Annotated in this window: 17 protein-coding genes; 15 read left to right on the top strand and 2 right to left on the bottom strand. The window is 73.1% G+C overall.

The window, feature by feature from the left end:
• Window positions 1-82: 82 nt before the first annotated feature.
• The 15 genes from J2N69_RS11580 (at window position 83) to J2N69_RS11510 (ending at window position 15,864) form a co-directional block, all read left to right on the top strand.
• The gene (locus J2N69_RS11580; RefSeq protein ID WP_230900668.1) at window positions 83-682 is read left to right on the top strand and encodes a hypothetical protein; all 600 of its coding nucleotides are present in this window, start codon (window positions 83-85) and stop codon (window positions 680-682) included.
• Between the two features lie 82 nt (window positions 683-764).
• Complete coding sequence (locus tag J2N69_RS11575) at window positions 765-3,977, top strand: S41 family peptidase (RefSeq protein WP_230900667.1); 3,213 nt, start codon at window positions 765-767, stop codon at window positions 3,975-3,977.
• 82 nt (window positions 3,978-4,059) lie between these two features.
• The gene (locus J2N69_RS11570) at window positions 4,060-4,413 is read left to right on the top strand and encodes a histidine triad nucleotide-binding protein (RefSeq protein ID WP_230900666.1); all 354 of its coding nucleotides are present in this window, start codon (window positions 4,060-4,062) and stop codon (window positions 4,411-4,413) included.
• A gap of 15 nt (window positions 4,414-4,428) precedes the next feature.
• Window positions 4,429-5,334, top strand: coding sequence for a ribonuclease Z (locus J2N69_RS11565; protein WP_230900665.1), 906 nt, complete (start codon window positions 4,429-4,431; stop codon window positions 5,332-5,334).
• A gap of 42 nt (window positions 5,335-5,376) precedes the next feature.
• Entirely contained in the window at window positions 5,377-6,378 is a 1,002-nt protein-coding gene (locus J2N69_RS11560; protein ID WP_230900664.1) for an adenosine deaminase, read from the top strand.
• 154 nt (window positions 6,379-6,532) lie between these two features.
• Window positions 6,533-7,720, top strand: coding sequence for a macrolide family glycosyltransferase (locus J2N69_RS11555; RefSeq protein WP_230900663.1), 1,188 nt, complete (start codon window positions 6,533-6,535; stop codon window positions 7,718-7,720).
• A gap of 76 nt (window positions 7,721-7,796) precedes the next feature.
• Window positions 7,797-9,101, top strand: a complete 1,305-nt coding sequence (locus tag J2N69_RS11550) for a glucarate dehydratase family protein (RefSeq protein ID WP_230900662.1) — start codon at window positions 7,797-7,799, stop codon at window positions 9,099-9,101.
• Between the two features lie 65 nt (window positions 9,102-9,166).
• Entirely contained in the window at window positions 9,167-10,270 is a 1,104-nt protein-coding gene (locus J2N69_RS11545; RefSeq protein WP_230900661.1) for a carbohydrate kinase family protein, read from the top strand.
• Between the two features lie 123 nt (window positions 10,271-10,393).
• Window positions 10,394-11,407 carry a PhoH family protein gene (locus tag J2N69_RS11540; protein WP_230900660.1) on the top strand — a complete coding sequence of 338 codons (1,014 nt, stop codon included), beginning with the start codon at window positions 10,394-10,396 and terminating at the stop codon, window positions 11,405-11,407.
• Window positions 11,408-11,419: 12 nt separating this feature from the next.
• Window positions 11,420-11,917, top strand: coding sequence for an rRNA maturation RNase YbeY (gene ybeY / locus J2N69_RS11535; RefSeq protein WP_230900659.1), 498 nt, complete (start codon window positions 11,420-11,422; stop codon window positions 11,915-11,917).
• A gap of 4 nt (window positions 11,918-11,921) precedes the next feature.
• Window positions 11,922-13,226, top strand: coding sequence for a hemolysin family protein (locus tag J2N69_RS11530; RefSeq protein WP_230900658.1), 1,305 nt, complete (start codon window positions 11,922-11,924; stop codon window positions 13,224-13,226).
• Window positions 13,223-13,579 carry an MmcQ/YjbR family DNA-binding protein gene (locus J2N69_RS11525; protein WP_230900657.1) on the top strand — a complete coding sequence of 119 codons (357 nt, stop codon included), beginning with the start codon at window positions 13,223-13,225 and terminating at the stop codon, window positions 13,577-13,579. Before J2N69_RS11530 ends, J2N69_RS11525 begins: the two co-directional genes overlap by 4 nt.
• A 103-nt stretch (window positions 13,580-13,682) precedes the next feature.
• Complete coding sequence (locus tag J2N69_RS11520) at window positions 13,683-14,036, top strand: cytidine deaminase (RefSeq protein WP_230900656.1); 354 nt, start codon at window positions 13,683-13,685, stop codon at window positions 14,034-14,036.
• Between the two features lie 97 nt (window positions 14,037-14,133).
• Complete coding sequence (era, locus tag J2N69_RS11515) at window positions 14,134-15,096, top strand: GTPase Era (RefSeq protein WP_391940107.1); 963 nt, start codon at window positions 14,134-14,136, stop codon at window positions 15,094-15,096.
• A 114-nt stretch (window positions 15,097-15,210) separates the two neighbouring features.
• Window positions 15,211-15,864, top strand: a complete 654-nt coding sequence (locus J2N69_RS11510; RefSeq protein ID WP_230900654.1) for a TetR/AcrR family transcriptional regulator — start codon at window positions 15,211-15,213, stop codon at window positions 15,862-15,864.
• On the opposite strand, the gene J2N69_RS11505 is transcribed toward J2N69_RS11510, so the two are convergent.
• Together J2N69_RS11505 and J2N69_RS11500 are read right to left on the bottom strand one after the other, a co-directional pair.
• Entirely contained in the window at window positions 15,848-17,086 is a 1,239-nt protein-coding gene (locus J2N69_RS11505; protein ID WP_230900653.1) for an MFS transporter, read from the bottom strand. The two genes, J2N69_RS11510 and J2N69_RS11505, sit on opposite strands and share 17 nt — an antisense overlap.
• Window positions 17,083-18,441, bottom strand: a complete 1,359-nt coding sequence (locus J2N69_RS11500) for a GH1 family beta-glucosidase (protein ID WP_230900652.1) — start codon at window positions 18,439-18,441, stop codon at window positions 17,083-17,085. Before J2N69_RS11500 ends, J2N69_RS11505 begins: the two co-directional genes overlap by 4 nt.
• Window position 18,442 lies beyond the last annotated feature (1 nt).

Here is an 18,442-nt window from a genome sequence, read left to right as displayed (position 1 = left end):
CCTCCGCCTTCTGCCGCCCTCGGTGGCCAGATGGCCGCAAGCGGTCTACCGCACCGGCACAGAGGGTGGCACTCTGCCCTGTATGGGGGCATGGAGACGACTACGGCAAGGGAACGCGGGGCGACGGCGTACGCCTGTTCTGTACGCCGTCGGGCTCGCCGGCGCCGCCGCGCTCGGCGTCACCGCCTGTGATCCGGTGAACGGCGGCCTGAACACCGCGGCGGTCGCGCTCACCACCGACCGGATGGGCACCAAGGAGCTGGAGCGCCAGAAGCTCGACGTGGCGTGGCTCAGCTGCACCGCCCGCTATCAGGACCGGGTGACCCCGAAGAGCGGCGGTCCCTCGGAGAAGGCCGTCGTGGAGGTGGACTGCCAGGGCGAGTCCGATGACGACAAGGACATCACCATCAAGGGCAGGGTGTCCTCCCTCGTCGACGACCGCTGCGTACGCGGCAACCTCACCGCCAGGGTCGACGGCAAGGAGTGGTTTCAGGTCGACGTGCTCGGCAACTGCGATGCCGGCGACGGCGGAACCCCGTCCCCGCCCGGCTCCTCCCACCGGCCGCCCTCCCAGCCCCCGCCCTCCGACGACCGTCCCGAGCCCCGCCCCACGGTGACCGTGACGGTGACCGTCACTCCCGACCCGCCGCCCCCGACCTGCGACTGCCTGCCGGGGAAGTGACATGGCCCGCCGGGCGGCCCGCCCCGGCCGAAGTGATCCAAACCGCTTCCGGGCCGCCCGGCGCCTGCCTAGGCTGGACGGTGTGACACAGACTGCGTACCTCCGGTATCCGCACATCCACGGCGAGTTGGCCACGTTCACGGCTGAGGACGACGTCTGGGTCGCCCCGCTCGACGGGGGCCGCGCCTGGCGGGTCAGCGCCGACAACGTACCCGTGAACCACCCCCGCGTCTCCCCGGACGGCACCACCGTCGCCTGGACGTCCACCCGCGACGGGGCACCCGAGGTGCACGTCGCTCCCGTCGACGGCGGCCCCTCCAAGAGGCTGACGCACTGGGGCACTTGGAAGACGGGCGTGCGCGGCTGGACCCCCGACGGACAGGTCCTCGCGGTCTCCGCCGCGGGCCAGGCCTCGTGGAACCGCAGCTGGGCGCGGGCCGTGCCGCTGGACGGCGGACCCGCCGCCACCCTGCCCTACGGCCTCGTCGGCAACGTCACGCACGGCCCCGACGGTCAGGTCCTGCTGGTCACCGCCCCCCTCGGACGGGAGGCCGCCTGGTGGAAGCGGTACCGCGGCGGCACCGCGGGCAAGCTGTGGCTCCGCGAGGCGCCGGACACGGAGTTCGTACGCCGCCACGAAGAGCTGGACGGAAACATCGAGTACCCGCTGTGGGTGGGGGAGCGGCTCGCGTTCCTCTCCGACCACGAAGGCGTCGGCGCCCTCTACTCGTCCCTGCCCGACGGCTCCGACCTGCGACGCCACACGCCGCTCGACGGCTTCTACGCCCGGCACGCCGCCACCGACGGCACCCGCGTGATCTACACGAGCGCCGGCCGGCTCTGGCTCCTGGACGACCTGACCGGCGCCGAACCGCGCCGCCTCGACATCCGCCTCGGCGGCCAGCGCACCGACCTCCAGCCGCACCCCGTGTCCGCCGCCCGCTGGTTCGGGGCCGCCGCGCCCGATCACACCGGCCGCGGCAGCGCCGTCTCCGTCCGCGGCTCCGTGCACTGGGTCACGCACCGCGAGGGCCCGGCCCGCGCGCTCGCCGCCACCCCGGGCGTGCGCGCCCGGCTGCCCCGCACCTTCCGCGTGGCGGGCGAGGAGCACGTCGTGTGGGTGACCGACGCCGAGGGCGACGAGGCGCTGGAGTTCGCCCCGGCCACCGGCCCCGCGCCCGGCGCCACCCCGCGCAGGCTCGCCGCCGGACAGCTCGGCCGGGTCCTCGGACTCGCCATGTCACCGGACGGCAGCCGCGCCGCCGTCGCCTCGCACGACGGGCGCGTCCTGCTCGTCGAGCGGGAGAGCGGCGAGGTCCGCGAGGTCGACCGCAGCGAGGACGGCGACGTCACCGGGCTCGTCTTCTCGCCGGACTCCGCCTGGCTCGCCTGGTCGCACCCCGGCCCGAGCCCGCTGCGCCAGCTCAAACTCGCCAACACCGCCGACCTGTCGGTGTCCGAGGCGACCCCGCTGCGCTTCCGCGACTACTCGCCCGCGTTCACGCTCGACGGCAAGCACCTCGCCTTCCTCTCCGCCCGCGCCTTCGACCCGGTCTACGACGAGCACGTCTTCGACCTCGCCTTCGTCGGCGGCTCCCGGCCGTACCTCCTCACGCTCGCCGCGACCACGCCGTCCCCGTTCGGGCCGCAGCGGCACGGCCGGCCCTTCGAGGGGCAGGACAGCCCCGGCGCCGAGACGCCCGACAGCGAGGGCGCGCCCGTCACCCGCGTCGACTTCGACGGGCTCGCCGACCGCATTGTGGCGTTCCCCGTCGAGGCGGCCCGCTACACGACGCTGCGTGCCGCCAAGGACGGCCTGCTCTGGCTGCGCCACCCGGTGCGGGGCGTGCTCGGCGCCTCCCGGGCGACCCCGTCCGATCCGGAGCCGCACACCGAGCTGGAACGGTACGACCTCGCCCAGCGCCGCGTGGAGGAACTGGCCGCCGACGCCGACCACTTCGCGGTCACCGGCGACGGCAAGCGGGTCCTGCTGTGGACCGACGGCAAGCTGAAGGTCGTGCCCAGCGACCGGCGCGCCTCGGGCGACGAGGACAGCGACTCGAACATCTCCGTCGACCTGACCCGCATCCGCCACACCGTCGACCCGGCCGCCGAGTGGCGCCAGATGTACGCCGAGACGGGCCGCCTCATGCGGGACAACTTCTGGCGGCCCGACATGGGCGGCGTCGACTGGGACGGCGTACTGGAGCGCTACCGCCCGGTGCTCGACCGCGTCGCCACCCACGACGACCTCGTCGACCTGCTCTGGGAGGTGCAGGGCGAGCTGGGCACCTCGCACGCGTACGTCGTGCCCGGGGGCTCGGGCGGCGGCTCCGCGCTCCGGCAAGGGCTCCTCGGCGCGGACCTGTCGCGGGGCGAGGACGGCCTGTGGCGCATCGACCGCGTCCTGCCCTCGGAGACCTCCGACCCCGCGGCGCGCTCCCCGCTGGCGGCCCCCGGCGTCGCGGTCCGCCCCGGCGACGCGGTGATCGAGGTCAACGGCCGGCCCGTCGACCCCGTGACCGGGCCGGGACCGCTGCTCGTCGGCACCGCGGGCAAACCCGTCGAGCTGACCGTCTCGCCCTCGGGCGGCGGCGACCCCCGGCACGCCGTGGTCGTCCCCGTCGACGACGAGGAGCCGCTGCGCTACCACGCGTGGGTCGCCGACCGGCGGGCCTACGTCCACGAGCGCTCGGGCGGCCGCCTCGGCTACCTCCACGTCCCCGACATGCAGGCGCCGGGCTGGGCGCAGATCCACCGGGACCTGCGCGTCGAGGTCGCCCGCGAGGGCCTGGTGGTCGACGTCCGCGAGAACCGCGGCGGCCACACCTCCCAGCTCGTCGTGGAGAAGCTGGCGCGCCGCGTCGTCGGCTGGGACCTGCCGCGCGGCTCACGGCCCTTCAGCTACCCCCAGGACGCCCCGCGCGGGCCCGTCGTCGCCGTCGCCAACGAGTTCTCCGGGTCCGACGGCGACATCGTCAACGCGGCGATCCGGGCCCTCGGCATCGGCCCCGTGGTCGGCACCCGCACGTGGGGCGGCGTCATCGGCATCGACAGCCGCTACCACCTGGTCGACGGCACGCTGGTGACCCAGCCCAAGTACGCGTTCTGGACGGAGGGCGAGGAGTGGGGGGTGGAGAACCACGGCGTCGACCCCGACGTCGAGGTCGTGATGACCCCCGACGACTACGCGGCGGGCCGCGACCCGCAGCTGGACGAGGCGGTGCGCATCGCGCTCGCCGCGCTGGCGGAGAACCCCGCGAAGAGCGCGCCGCCCCTGCCCTGGGCGCCGTAGGCCCGGTATCCCTCCGCGCCGCGAGACGCGGAGGGATAGCATTCCGTGCGTACCGATCACTGCTCCTGAGGAGGCCGGGCCCATGGCGGGCGAAGCGCGAAGCGACTGCCTGTTCTGCAAGATCGTCGCGGGTGAGGTGCCGGCGACCGTGGTCCGGGAGACGGAGACGACCCTCGCCTTCCGCGACATCAACCCGCAGGCCCCCACGCACGTCCTGATCATCCCCAAGGTGCACCACCCCGACGCCGCGTCCCTGGCCGCCGCCGAGCCGCAGATCGCCGCCGATGTGCTGCGCGAGGCCCAGGAGGTCGCCACCGAGGAGAAGGCGGAGAGCTACCGCATCGTCTTCAACACCGGTACGGGCGCGGGCCAGACCGTGTTCCACGCGCACGCGCACGTCCTGGGCGGCCGCGGCCTCCAGTGGCCTCCCGGATAGCGGGGCCGCTCCCTCTTGTCCGTACGTGAACTGGTGGTGCTCGGCACCGCCAGCCAGGTCCCGACCCGGCACCGCAACCACAACGGCTACGTGCTGCTCTGGGACGGCCAGGGCATCATGTTCGACCCCGGCGAGGGCACGCAGCGGCAGATGCTGCGCGCCGGGGTCGCCGCGCACGACCTGCACCGGATCTGCGTCACCCACTTCCACGGCGACCACAGCCTCGGCCTCGCCGGGGTGATCCAGCGGCTCAACCTCGACCGGGTCCCGCACCCCGTCACCGCCCACTACCCGGCCTCCGGGCAGCGCTTCTTCGACCGCCTGCGGTACGCGACGGCCTACCGCGAGACCGTCGCGCTCGCCGAGGCCCCGGTCGCCGTCGACGGCCCGCTGGCCGCCACCGCCTCGTACACCCTCGACGCGCGCAAGCTCTCCCACCCCGTCGAGTCGTACGGCTACCGCCTCACCGAGCCCGACGGGCGCCGCATGCTGCCGGAGCTGCTGGCCGAGCGCGGCATCAGGGGGCCGGACGTCGGGCGGCTCCAGAAGGAGGGCGCCCTCGGCGGCGTCACGCTGGACGAGGTGAGCGAGGTGCGGCGCGGGCAGCGCTTCGCCTTCGTGATGGACACCCGGCTCTGCGACGGCGTGTACGCGCTCGCCGAGGGCTGCGACATGCTGGTCATCGAGTCGACGTTCCTCGACGAGGACGAGCAACTGGCCGTCGACCACGGCCACTTGACGGCCGGTCAGGCCGCGCGGGTGGCCGTCGACGCCGGCGTGCGGCACCTGGTGCTGACGCACTTCAGCCAGCGCTACCCCGACCCGGGCGTCTACGAACAGCAGGCCCGCGCCGCCGGGTTCGACGGCGAACTGACCGTCGCCCGCGACCTGATGCGCGTGCCCCTCCCCAAGCGAACCTGAGCCCCCCCGCACACCCAGCACAGAACTGAGCGAGACCGCACCATGCCGATCCCCAAGGCCGAACTGCACCTCCACATCGAAGGCACCCTCGAACCCGAGCTGGCCTTCGCGCTGGCCGCCCGCAACCACGTCGAGCTGCCCTACGCCGACACCGAAGAGCTGCGCGAGGCCTACCTCTTCGAGGACCTCCAGTCCTTCCTGGACCTCTACTACAGCCTGATGGCCGTGCTGCGCACCGAGGCCGACTTCGAGGAACTCGCCGACGCCTACCTCACCCGCGCCGCCGCCCAGGGCGTGCGGCACGCGGAGATCTTCTTCGACCCGCAGGCGCACATCGCGCGCGGCGTACCCATCGCCACCGTCATCGAGGGCCTGTCCCGCGCGCTGGAGCGCAGCGAGGAGCGGCACGGCGTCTCCACCCGGCTCATCATGTGCTTCCTGCGCGACCAGTCCGCCGAGTCCGCGATGGAGACGCTGGAGGCCGCCAGGCCCCACCTCCACCGGATCATCGGCGTCGGCCTGGACTCCGCCGAGGTCGGCCACCCGCCGGTCAAGTTCAAGGAGGTGTACGAGGCCGCCGCCGCCCTCGGGCTGCGGCTCGTCGCGCACGCCGGTGAGGAGGGCCCGCCCGCGTACATCACCGAGGCCCTGGACGTGCTGCGCGTCGAGCGCGTCGACCACGGGCTGCGCTGCATGGAGGACCCGGAGCTGGTCGAACGCCTGGTCCGCGAGCGGGTGCCGCTCACGCTCTGCCCGCTCTCCAACGTCCGGCTGCGCGCCATCGACATGCTGGAGGACCACCCGCTGGCGCGGATGCTCGACGCCGGGCTGATGTGCACGGTCAACTCCGACGACCCGGCCTACTTCGGCGGGTACGTCGACGACACCTTCCATGCCGTGCGCGAGGCGCTCGGCATCGGCCAGGAGCAGCTGCGCACCCTCGCGCGGAACTCCTTCGAGGCCGCCTTCCTCGACCGGGACGCGGCGGACGAGGAGCTGCGGGCGCGCTACCTCGCCGAGGTCGAGGCTTATTCGTTCGACTGAGCACCGGCGCCGGGCCTAGGGTCCCGGTATGCACTCCATCGCGCAGATCTACGGCTGACACGGCCTTCCGTGGCCCCCGCCCGCCCTTCGGGGCGGAGGCGGCGGCCCGTCGCGCCTGTCCCTGATCCGTGACTTCTGTACGCGAAGGACTCTCATGTCATCCCGTGGACCCTCCCGCCGGCGTGCCCACATCGCCATGATCGGCGTCCCGATGGTCAGCCATGTGCTGCCCGGCCTGGAGATCATCCGTGAGCTGGCCGCGCGCGGCCACCGCGTGACGTACGCCAACGACCCCGCCACCGCCGGGCTGATCGAACCCACCGGCGCCGCACTCGTCCCGTACGACTCGACGCTCCCGCACCGCGACAACATCTGGCCCGACGACCCGATCGAGGCGAGCGCGCTCTTCCTCGACGACGCGATGGCGGTGCTCCCGCGGCTGCGCGCGGTCTACGACGACGACCCCGCCGACCTGTACCTGTACGACATCGGCGCGTACGTCGGCCGGGCGCTCGCCGAGGCGCAGGGGCGGCCCGTCGTCCAGCTCTCGCCCACCTATGTCGCCTGGGGCAGCTACCAGGAGGACATCGGCGCGGCCCTCGCGCGGCTGCCGGGCGCCGCCGCCCTGGAGGCCCGCTTCACGGAGTGGCTCGCCGGGTGCGGGGCCACCACCTTGGACGCAGGCCGGTTCTCGGGGGTTCCGCCGCGCGCCCTCGCCACGATCCCGCGCGCCATGCAGCCGTACGCGGACACCGTCGATCCCCGGGTCGACTTCGTCGGGCCGTGCTTCGGCGACCGCGCGCGGCAAGGGAGTTGGGCGCGTCCCGAGGGCGCCGAGAAGGTGCTCCTGGTCTCGCTCGGCTCGGCGTACACCAGGCAGCCGGAGTTCTACCGCAACTGCGTGGCCGCGTTCGGGGAGCTGCCGGGCTGGCACGTCGTCCTCCAGATCGGCAAGCACGTCGACCCGGCCGAGCTGGGCGCGGAGCTGCCCGCGAACATCGAAGTCCGCTCCTGGGTGCCGCAGTTGGCGGTCCTAGAGCAGGCCGACGCGTTCGTCACCCACGCCGGCATGGGCAGTTCCAGTGAGGGGCTGTACACCGGGGTGCCGATGATCGCCGTACCGCAAGGGGCCGAGCAGCCGGTAAACGCCGACCGGCTGGTGGAGCTGGGCGTGGCGCGTCGCCTGGACACGGCGGACGCGTCGGGTGACGCCCTGCGGTCGACGCTGCTGGCCCTGGTGTCCGACCCCGAAGTCGCCGCGCGCTGCGCGCGGTTGAAGGCGGAGGTCCGGGCGGAGGGCGGCACCTCACGGGCGGCGGACCTGATCGAGGCGGAGCTGTAACGCCCCGCGCCGCTCGACCGGCGGAGCCGTCCCGCACCATTGACGGCCCCTGTCCGCATACCTAGTCTCCGTTCTCATGTATGGACAGAGCCTGGTCATCACGGATGTCCGCCTCACCCCGGTCCTGGTCGCCGATCCACCGCTGCTCAACACCCAGGGCGTCCACCAGCCCTACACGCCGCGCCTCATCGTCGAGGTGGTCACGGCGGGCGGGGTGACCGGGATCGGGGAGACCTACGGCGACAGCGCATACCTGGAGCCGGCGCGGTCCCTGGCCGCCCGGCTGCCCGGGGGCAAGGTCTCCGACGTGAACCGGCTGTTCACACTCGCGGACGAGGTGGCCGTCGACGCCGCCCGGGTCGACGACGCCGTCGACGTCGGCGGTCTGCGCGGTGCGCGGAGCGCCGACAAGCTGCGGCTCTCCGTCGTCTCCGGGTTCGAGGTGGCCTGCCTGGACGCGCTCGGCAAGGCCCTCGGGCTGCCCGTGCACGCCCTGCTCGGCGGCAAGGTGCGGGACGCCGTGGAGTACAGCGCCTACCTCTTCTACAAGTGGGCCGAGCACCCCGCGGACCGCGCGAGCGAGCCGGACGACGGCTGGGGCGCCGCCCTCGACCCGGCCGGGATCGTCGCTCAGGCCCGGCTGTTCACCGAGCGCCACGGCTTCCGGTCGTACAAGCTCAAGGGCGGCGTCTTCCCGCCGGACGAGGAGATCGCCGCGGTCCGCGCCCTCGCCGAGGCGTTCCCGGGCAGACCGCTGCGGCTGGACCCCAACGGCGCCTGGTCCGTGGAGACCTCGCTGAAGGTCGCCGCCGAACTCGGGGACGTACTGGAGTATCTGGAGGACCCCGCGCTCGGCACCCCCGCCATGGCCGAGGTCGCGGCCCGCACCTCCGTGCCGCTCGCCACGAACATGTGCGTGACCACCTTCCAGGAGATCCCGGAGGCCTTCGCGAAGGGCGCCGTACAGGTCGTCCTCTCCGACCACCACTACTGGGGCGGGCTGCGGCGCACGCGGGAGCTGGCCGCGGTGTGCCGGACGTTCGGGGTCGCCGTCTCCATGCACTCCAACACGCACCTGGGCATCAGCCTCGCGGCGATGACCCACGTGGCGGCGACCGTGCCCGGCCTCGACCACGCCTGCGACACGCACTACCCCTGGCAGTTGGAGGACGTCCTGACCTCGCGCCCGCGGTTCACGGACGGCTCGATCGCCGTCACCGACACCCCCGGCCTCGGCGTGGAACTCGACCACGCCAGGCTCGCCGCGCTGCACGCGCGCTGGCTCGACGACGACTTCCGCGCCCTGCGGGAGCGGGACGACGCGGCGGCGATGCGGGTGGCCGACCCCCGCTGGACGACTCCCGCGGTGCCGCGCTGGTAGCGCCCGCACCCCGCGGCACACCGGTATCCCCCGCCCCGGGGCGCGTCGTCCGTTACGTTGCCTGCATGGTCGTATCCGTACAGCCCACCGTCGATCCGCTGAAGGCGACCCGCAGAGCCGGTGATCCGGCCTGTGACGTCTACCTCACCGGCACGGTCTTCCTCGACATCATCTTCACCGGGCTCGACTCCGCGCCCGTGCGCGGGACCGAGTCCTGGGCGCGCGGCATGGGGTCGAGCCCCGGCGGCGTCGCCAACATGGCGACCGCGCTCGCCCGCCTCGGCCTGCACACGTCCCTGGCCGCCGCCTTCGGCGACGACCACTACGGGGAGTACTGCTGGGACGCCCTCGAAGGGGGCGAGGGCATCGACCTCGCCTCGTCGCGGACCGTGCCCGGCTGGCACACCCCCGTGACGGTCTCCATGGCGTACGAAGGCGAGCGGACCATGGTCAGCCACGGCCACGAGCCGCCCCCCGACGCCGACGCCCCGGACGGCGGCGCCCCCTGCTGCCCGCCCCGCGCCCGGGCCGCCATCGCGTCGCTGACACCGGGCGTCCGCGCCCCCTGGATCGCGCAGGCCGCCCGCAGCGGCACCCGGATCTTCGCCGACGTCGGCTGGGACGACACCGGGCGCTGGGACCTCACCGGCCTCGCCGACCTGGAGCACTGCGAGGCGTTCCTGCCGAACGCCGAGGAGGCGATGCGGTACACGCGTACGTCATGCCCGCGGGCCGCGGCCAGGGCCCTGACCGACCACGTGCCGCTGGCGGTGGTGACGCTGGGCGCCGAGGGGGCGTACGCGGTGGACGCGCGGACCGGCGAGACCGCCGACGTGCCCGCGATCGAGGTCGAGGCCCTGGACCCCACCGGGGCGGGCGACGTCTTCGTGGCGGGCTTCGTCACCGGCACCCTCGCCGGGTGGCCGCTGGCCGACCGGCTGGCCTTCGCCGGGCTCACCGCCGCGCTCTCCGTGCAGGAGTTCGGCGGCTCGCTCTCCGCGCCCGGCTGGGCGGAGGTCGGGGCCTGGTGGCGGCGCGTACGCGAGTTCGACGAACAGGACCCCGTGGCGCTGCGGCGGTACAGCTTCCTGGAGGAGCTGCTCCCGGCCCAGAGCCGCCCGTGGCCGCTGCGCAGGGCGGTGCCGACGATCGGGTTCAGGTCGGCCTAGCAGGCCACCGGTGAAAAGCCCTACGGCACTGACAGTGCCGCGTCGTACTCTTGGCAGTACAAGGCTGTCGAGCGGCCCACAAGCCCCGCACAAGGAGGATGAGCAGGCCTTCAGAGCCGGCCCATGACTCAGACACCCACGACTCACACGGCGCAGGACCAGGCGCGAGCCCACTTCACGGTCCCGGCGAAGCACCCGATGGTGACCGTCCTCGGTTCCGGCGACGTTCTCCTGCGCGTGATCGAGAAGGCCTTCCCGGCGGCCGACATCCATGTCCGGGGCAATGAGATCAGCGCCGTGGGCGCGGCCCCCGAAGTCGCCCTCATCCAGCGCCTGTTCGACGAGATGATGCTGGTGCTCCGCACCGGTCAGCCGATGACGGAGGACGCAGTGGAACGCTCGATCGCCATGCTGAGGGCGGACGAGAACGGCGGCGGCGCGCAGGAGACGCCCGCCGAGGTCCTCACCCAGAACATCCTCTCGTCGCGCGGACGCACCATCCGCCCCAAGACGCTGAACCAGAAGCGGTACGTCGACGCGATCGACAAGCACACCATCGTCTTCGGCATCGGCCCCGCCGGTACGGGCAAGACGTACCTCGCCATGGCCAAGGCCGTCCAGGCGCTCCAGTCCAAGCAGGTCAACCGCATCATCCTGACCCGGCCCGCGGTCGAGGCGGGCGAGCGCCTCGGCTTCCTGCCCGGCACGCTGTACGAGAAGATCGACCCGTACCTCCGCCCGCTCTACGACGCGCTGCACGACATGCTCGACCCCGACTCGATCCCGCGGCTGATGGCGGCGGGCACGATCGAGGTCGCCCCGCTCGCGTACATGCGCGGCCGCACGCTCAACGACGCGTTCATCATCCTCGACGAGGCGCAGAACACCAGCGCCGAGCAGATGAAGATGTTCCTCACCCGCCTCGGCTTCGACTCCAAGATCGTCATCACCGGTGACATCACCCAGGTCGACCTGCCGGGCGGCACCAAGAGCGGTCTGCGGGAGGTCCAGCGGATTCTGGAGGGCGTGGAGGACATCCACTTCTCCCGGCTCACGTCCCACGATGTCGTACGGCACAAGCTGGTCGGCCGTATCGTCGACGCGTACGAGCAGCACGACAGCCGCGACGGGAAGTAGACCAGCACCACCATGTCGATCGACGTCAACAACGAATCCGGAACCGAGGTCGACGAGCAGGCGATCCTCGACATCGCCCGCTACGCCCTCGCGCGGATGCGCATCCACCCGCTCTCCGAGCTGTCGGTGATCGTCGTGGACGCCGACGCCATGGAGCAGCTGCACATCCAGTGGATGGACCTGCCCGGGCCCACGGACGTCATGTCCTTCCCCATGGACGAGCTGCGCCCGCCCATGAAGGACGACGAGGAGCCCCCGCAGGGACTCCTCGGCGACATCGTGCTCTGCCCCGAGGTCGCCGCCCAGCAGGGCAAGGACGCGCCCACGCGGCACTCCATGGACGAGGAGCTGCAGCTCCTGACCGTCCACGGAGTGCTGCACCTGCTCGGGTACGACCACGAGGAGCCCGACGAGAAGGCCGAGATGTTCGGCCTCCAGGCGGCGATCGTCGACGGCTGGCGCGCGGAGAAGGGCCTCACCGGCCCCTCCCCGGCGCCCACCGTCTCCTAGCGCCATGAGCTTCCAGCTGATCGCCGGGGCCGTCGCCCTGGTCGTCGTCGCGTGGCTCGCGGCGTGCGCCGAGGCGGGCATCGCCCGCGTCTCCAGCTTCCGCGCCGACGAGGCGGTCCGCTCCGGGCGGCGCGGCAGCGCCAAGCTCGCGCAGGTCGCCGCCGACCCGACCCGCTACCTCAACGTGGCGCTGCTGGTGCGCGTGGCGTGCGAGATGGCCGCGTCGGCCCTGGTGACGTACGCGTGCCTCAAGGAGTTCGACCGCACCTGGGAGGCCCTCGCCATCGCCATCGGCGTGATGGTCCTCGTCAGTTACGTCGCCGTCGGCGTCTCCCCGCGCACCATCGGCCGCCAGCACCCGCTGAACACGGCGACCGCGTCGGCGTACGTCCTGCTGCCCCTGGCCCGGATCATGGGCCCCATCCCGCCGCTCCTGATCCTGATCGGCAACGCCCTCACGCCCGGCAAGGGCTTCCGGCGCGGCCCGTTCGCCTCCGAGGCCGAGCTGCGCGCGATGGTCGACCTCGCCGAGAAGGAGTCCCTGATCGAGGACGAGGAGCGCCGCATGGTGCACTCCGTCTTCGAGCTGGGCGACACCCTGGTGCGCGAGGTCATGGTGCCGCGCACCGACCTCGTCGCCATCGAACGTTTCAAGACGATCCGCCAGGCCCTCACCCTCGCGCTGCGCTCCGGCTTCTCGCGCATACCCGTGACGGGGGAGAGCGAGGACGACATCGTCGGCATGGTGTACCTGAAGGACCTGGCCCGCAAGACGCACATCAACCGCGACAGCGAGTCCGAGCTGGTCTCCACGGCGATGCGCCCCGCCACCTTCGTGCCCGACACGAAGAACGCGGGCGACCTGCTGCGCGAGATGCAGCAGGAGCGCAACCACGTGGCCGTGGTCATCGACGAGTACGGCGGCACGGCCGGCATCGTCACGATCGAGGACATCCTGGAGGAGATCGTCGGCGAGATCACCGACGAGTACGACCGTGAGCTGCCGCCCGTGGAGGAGCTGGCGGACGGCTGCTACCGCGTGACGGCGCGGCTCGACATCGGCGACCTCGGGGAGCTGTTCGGGCTCGACGCGTTCGACGACGAGGACGTGGAGACGGTCGGCGGCCTGCTCGCCAAGCAGCTGGGCCGCGTCCCGATCGCGGGCGCCTCGGCCGTCGTGCCGCTGCCGGACGCCCGCGAGCTGAGGCTCACCGCGGAGTCCGCCGCGGGCCGCCGGAACAAGATCGTGACGGTGCTGGTGGAGCCGGTCGCCCCCTCCGGCGCGACCGCGCAGGAGGAGCCCGAGTGACCCCCGACGAGCTGCGGGCGTTCTGCCTCTCCTTCAACGACGCGGTGGAGGACTTCCCCTTCACGCCGGAGACCTCGGTCTTCAAGGTGGCCGGAAAGATGTTCGCGCTCTCGGCCCTCGGCGGACGCCCGCTCACCGTCAACCTCAAGTGCGACCCGGACCTGGCGGTCCAGCTGCGGGCCGCGCACCCGGAGATCGTCCCGGGCCGGCACATGAACAAACGCCACTGGAACACGGTGACGGTCGACGGAGCCCTCCCCGACCGGCAGCTCAGGGAACTCATCGAGGACTCGTACGACCTGGTGGTCGCGGGCCTGCCCCGAGCACACCGCCTACGCCTCGACCGCCCCTGAGCGCCCCCGCGACGCGGGCGGTGTGACGGCCCCCCGCTGAGCCGCTGCGCGGCCGGGCCGGGGTGGCTCCCGGGGTGGGTGGGGTGCTCCTTATGCTCGTGCCATGACGCAGAGCACCGACCTCGGTCCCGAGGACCGCAAGATCGTCACCCTCGCCCGTTCGGCCCGGGCCCGCAACGGCGTGCCCGAGGGCGCGGCCGTGCGGGACGAGACGGGCCGCACCTATGTGGCGGGGACCGTGGACCTGGAGTCGCTCCGGCTGTCCGCGCTGCGGACCGCCGTGGCGATGGCGGTCGCCTCGGGCGCCGAGTCGCTGGAGGCCGCCGCCGTGGTCTCCGGTGCCGAGGCCCTGACCACGGAGGACCTCGCGGCCGTGCGCGACCTCGGCGGGGCCGGTACGCCGGTCTTCCTCGCGGGGGTCGACGGGGAGGTCCGGGAGCGGGTCGAGGCGGGCTGACGTCCCGGGTACGGGAGGCGGTCGCGGGCCCCGGATGGGAACCGGCAGCGGGCCCGCGGGGACCGGCGGTGCGGCGGGGCTCCCGGGATCAGGGACAATGGGCGCCATGAGCGTTCGTACCCCGTCATCAGCCGAGCCGTCCGAGGCCGCCCACCGGGCCGGCTTCGCCTGCTTCGTCGGCCGCCCCAACGCGGGCAAGTCCACCCTCACGAACGCTCTGGTCGGCCAGAAGGTCGCCATCACGGCGAACCAGCCGCAGACCACGCGGCACACGGTGCGGGGCATCGTGCACCGCCCGGACGCCCAGCTGATCCTGGTGGACACCCCCGGGCTCCACAAGCCGCGCACGCTCCTCGGCGAGCGGCTCAACGACGTCGTGCGCACCACCTGGGCCGAGGTCGACGTCATCGGCTTCTGTCTGCCCGCGAACGAGAAGCTCGGCCCCGGCGACCGCTTCATCGCCAAGGAGCTGGCCTCCATCAAGAAGACGCCGAAGATCGCGGTGGTGACCAAGACCGACCTCGTCGACAGCAAGACGCTCGCCGAGCAGCTCATCGCCATCGACCAGCTCGGCAAGGAGCTGGGCTTCGAGTGGGCCGAGATCGTGCCGGTGTCGGCCGTCGGCGACCAGCAGGTCGGCCTGCTCGCCGACCTCATCGTGCCGCTGCTGCCCGAGGGCCCCGCGCTCTACCCCGAGGGCGACCTCACCGACGAGCCCGAGCAGGTCATGGTCGCCGAGCTGATCCGCGAGGCCGCGCTCGAAGGCGTGCGGGACGAGCTGCCGCACTCCATCGCCGTGGTGGTCGAGGAGATGCTGCCGCGCGAGGACCGGCCCGCGGACAAGCCGCTGCTCGACATCCACGCGTTCGTCTACATCGAGCGGCCCAGCCAGAAGGGCATCATCATCGGCCCCAAGGGCAAGCGGCTCAAGGACGTCGGCATCAGGTCCCGCAAGCAGATCGAGGCGCTGCTCGGTACGCCGGTCTTCCTCGACCTGCACGTGAAGGTCGCGAAGGACTGGCAGCGGGACCCCCGCCAGCTGCGCAAGCTCGGCTTCTAGCCCGCCGGGCCCGCGGCCCGGCGGACGACGAGGCGCAGCGGTGGACCCCCGTCCCGCCGCTGCGCCGCCAGCAGCATAACGCTGTTATTTTCATAACGGAGTTATGCTTCGTCGGTGTCCACCGGAAAACGCGACGCGTCCGACGTCCGCCGTCTCCTCCTCGACGAGGCCGCGCGCGTCCTCGCGGAGCAGGGGCCCGCCGCCCTCAGCGCACGACGCCTGGTCAGCCGGGTCGGGGCCTCGACGATGGCCGTGTACACCCACTTCGGCTCCATGCCCGGGCTGGTGCGCGAGGTCATGCGCGAGGGCTTCGAACGGTTCCGGGCCCGGGCGGAGGCGGAGGGCCTGGAGCGGGGCACGGACCCGGTGGCCGAACTCGCCGGACTCTGCCGGACCTACCAGGAGTTCGCGCGCGCCGAGTCCGACGTCTACGCGGTCATGTTCGGCGGCTCCGCGCTCGCCGGGTTCGAACTCTCCGACGACGACCGCCGCATGGGTACGTTCATGCTGCGCTTCCCGCGGGACGCGATCCGCCGCTGCGTCGCCGCCGGCCGCTTCCGGGCGGACGCCGACCCGGACCTGCTCGTGCGCCAGCTCTTCGCCTCCATGCACGGCCTCGCCCAACTGGTCCGCGCGGGTTACGTCTTGGGGGACCACACCCCGGACGACGTGCTCGCGGGAACCCTGCGGGACTTCGCCGTCGCCGCGGGTGACACCCCGGACGCCGCCGCGGCCTCCGTCGCCGCCGGGCTCACTCCACGCCCCTGATCCGCGTCACCAGGACCGCCCCCGCCAGGCCGATCACCGCCGCCGTCAGGTACAGCACGCGATAGCCGCCGAGGTGGGTGACGACGGGCGCCGCCAGGGCCGGGGCGGCCACTTGCGGCAGGGAGTTGGCGATGTTGATGACGCCGAGGTCCTTGCCGCGGTCCAGGGCCTTCGGCAGGACGTCCGTCATGAGGGCGAAGTCGACGGAGGTGAAGACGCCGAAGCCGACGCCGAGCAGCGCCGCCGCCACGAGCGCGCCCGGCCAGGTCTGCCACAGGGCCAGCAGCCCCGTCGCCGCCGCCATCAGCGTGCCCGCCCAGAGCACAAAGGGCTTGCGCCGCCCCACCCGGTCGGACCAGGCGCCGCCCACCACGACGGTGGCGAGCATCGTCACACCGTTCACGGCCGTCAGGATCAGCACGCCGCCCTCGGGGTCCTCGTGGTGCAGCCGGTCCCGGAGGAAGTACAGGAGGTAGAGCAGCACCACGGAGTTGCTGACGTTGATCAGGAAGCGGGTCAGCCAGGCCCAGGCCAGATCCGGGTGGCGCCGGGGGCTCAGCCAGAAGCCCCGCACGAAGCCCCGCCAGTGCCACGGCGGGCGGTCGGCGGCCGACAGCCGCAGGTCGCGATGGCGTACGACATAGGGCAGCACGCCCGCCGCGGTGAACACCGCACACGCCGCGTACCCCGCGACCGTGCCGCCCGCCACCGTCGCCAGCCCCGTCCCCGCCACCACGCCGAGCAGCTGCGCCGCCCCCAGCCAGCCGCCGACCGCGCCCCGCTGGCGGCGCGGCACCCGGTCGGGCACGGCGGCCGTGACGGCGGCGAACGCCGCGTTCAGGGTGAGCTGGACCAGGCACCAGCCGCCCGCCATCCACCACACGGAGTCCGCCGCCGACAGCAGCAGGAGCGCGGCGGCGCCACCCGCCGCGCCCGCCACGATCCACGGGGTGCGCCGCCCCCAGCGGGACGTCGTACGGTCCGACAGGGCGCCGCAGACGGGGTTGGCCGCCAGGGAGACGACCGCGCCGACGCCCGTCACCCAGGCGAGCACCGTCTCCTTCGACGTGCCCGCCGGGGCCAGCTCCTCGGCCTGCACCGCGAGCAGGATCTGGAGCGGGCCGTACCAACCCACCCAGATGGCGCCGTTGGCGAGCGACAGGGAAGCCGTCCACCCCCGGCCGACCCGCTCGCCGGGCTCCCGCAGCGCGGTGGCGGTCATCCGCGCCGCGCCCGCAGGGCCTCGCGCAGCCAGTGGTAGGACGCCTTGGGGGTGCGCTCCAGCGTGTCGTAGTCCACGTGGACGAGGCCGAAGCGCTGTCGGTAGCCCTCCGCCCACTCGAAGTTGTCCATGAGCGACCAGACGAAGTAGCCGCGCACGTCGACGCCCGCCTCCAGCGCCCGGTGCAGCGCCCGCAGATGCCCGTCCAGGTAGGCGATCCGCTCCTGGTCGTCGAGACCTCCGTACGAGCAGCCGTTCTCGGTGATGACGAGCGGCGGCAGGCGCTCGCCGTAGCGGTCGCGGAAGGCGGTCAGGAGTTCGGTGAGAGCGCCGGGGACCACCGGCCAGCCGAAGTCCGTCGTCGGATACCCCTCGATCTCCTTTGGCGCGAAAGGGAGTTCGGGCGGCAGCGTGAGGCCCGAGAACTCGGTGGGTGACGGCTGTTTGAGCGGGGCGCCCACCTTCGTCGGCTGGTAGAAGTTGATCCCGTACCAGTCGAGGGGCTCGGAGATGACCGTCAGGTCCGCGTCCAGGTCGTGCGACGGCATCACCTCGCCGCAGCCGTCCGGGTACCGGCCGAGCAGGAGCGGGTCCGCGAAGAGGCGGTTGAGGAGTACGTCGTAGAAGTCGGCGGCGGCCGTGTCCTCCTCGGCGTCGGAGGCGGGCCAGGTCGGGCCGTGCGAGTTGGCGATGCCGATGTCCCGCCCGCCGGCCGCCCGCAGCGCCCGTACCGCGAGGCCGTGTGCGAGGAGCTGGTGGTGGGCGACCGGCAGCGCGTCGAAGAGGAGCCGCTCGCCGGGCGCGTGCCGGCCGAGCGCGTGGCCGAGCAGGGTGTGTTCGGCGGGTTCGTTGAGGGTGATCCACCGGTCGACGCGGTCGCCGAGCCGGGCCGCGACGACGGCCGCGTACTGGGCGAAGCGCTCGGCGGTGTCGCGGCTGCGCCAGCCGCCCGCCTCCTGCACGGCCAGCGGGGTGTCCCAGTGGAAGAGGGTCGGGACCGGCCGCACGCCCGCCGCGCACAGCTCGTCGACGAGGCGGTCGTAGAAGTCCAGGCCCGCCGGGTGTACCCGGCCCGAGCCGGTGGGCAGCACGCGGGGCCAGGAGACCGAGAAGCGGTAGGCGTCCACGCCGAGGTCGCGGACGAGCGCCACGTCCTCGCGGTAGCGGTGGTAGTGGTCGCAGGCGACGGCCGCCGTCGTGCCGTCCTTCACGTGCCCCGGCACGGCCGTGAACGCGTCCCACACCGAGGCGCCGCGCTCGTCGGCGGCGCCCTCGATCTGGTGGGCCGAGGTGGACACGCCCCACAGGAAGTCGCGGGGAAAGGGGGGTAGGGGGCTCGCCGCAGTCGCTGCCATG

Origin of the sequence: Streptomyces huasconensis (genome assembly GCF_021028635.1) — a bacterium.
Taxonomy (GTDB): Bacteria; Actinomycetota; Actinomycetes; order Streptomycetales; family Streptomycetaceae; genus Streptomyces; species Streptomyces huasconensis.
The sequence above is the reverse complement of the archived record's forward strand: the minus strand, read 5'-3'. Positions and strand labels throughout refer to the sequence as shown.

Excerpts from the sequence above, each read along its gene's own strand:
- J2N69_RS11540 (WP_230900660.1), top strand. The coding sequence starts at position 10,394 with ATGACTCAGACACCCACGACTCACACGGCGCAGGACCAGGCGCGAGCC.
- J2N69_RS11520 (WP_230900656.1), top strand. The coding sequence starts at position 13,683 with ATGACGCAGAGCACCGACCTCGGTCCCGAGGACCGCAAGATCGTCACC.
- era (WP_391940107.1), top strand. The coding sequence starts at position 14,134 with ATGGGCGCCATGAGCGTTCGTACCCCGTCATCAGCCGAGCCGTCCGAG.
- J2N69_RS11570 (WP_230900666.1), top strand. The coding sequence starts at position 4,060 with ATGGCGGGCGAAGCGCGAAGCGACTGCCTGTTCTGCAAGATCGTCGCG.
- J2N69_RS11550 (WP_230900662.1), top strand. The coding sequence starts at position 7,797 with ATGTATGGACAGAGCCTGGTCATCACGGATGTCCGCCTCACCCCGGTC.
- J2N69_RS11545 (WP_230900661.1), top strand. The coding sequence starts at position 9,167 with ATGGTCGTATCCGTACAGCCCACCGTCGATCCGCTGAAGGCGACCCGC.
- J2N69_RS11500 (WP_230900652.1), bottom strand. The coding sequence starts at position 18,441 with ATGGCAGCGACTGCGGCGAGCCCCCTACCCCCCTTTCCCCGCGACTTC.
- ybeY (WP_230900659.1), top strand. The coding sequence starts at position 11,420 with ATGTCGATCGACGTCAACAACGAATCCGGAACCGAGGTCGACGAGCAG.
- J2N69_RS11580 (WP_230900668.1), top strand. The coding sequence starts at position 83 with ATGGGGGCATGGAGACGACTACGGCAAGGGAACGCGGGGCGACGGCGT.
- J2N69_RS11555 (WP_230900663.1), top strand. The coding sequence starts at position 6,533 with ATGTCATCCCGTGGACCCTCCCGCCGGCGTGCCCACATCGCCATGATC.
- J2N69_RS11530 (WP_230900658.1), top strand. The coding sequence starts at position 11,922 with ATGAGCTTCCAGCTGATCGCCGGGGCCGTCGCCCTGGTCGTCGTCGCG.
- J2N69_RS11505 (WP_230900653.1), bottom strand. The coding sequence starts at position 17,086 with ATGACCGCCACCGCGCTGCGGGAGCCCGGCGAGCGGGTCGGCCGGGGG.
- J2N69_RS11560 (WP_230900664.1), top strand. The coding sequence starts at position 5,377 with ATGCCGATCCCCAAGGCCGAACTGCACCTCCACATCGAAGGCACCCTC.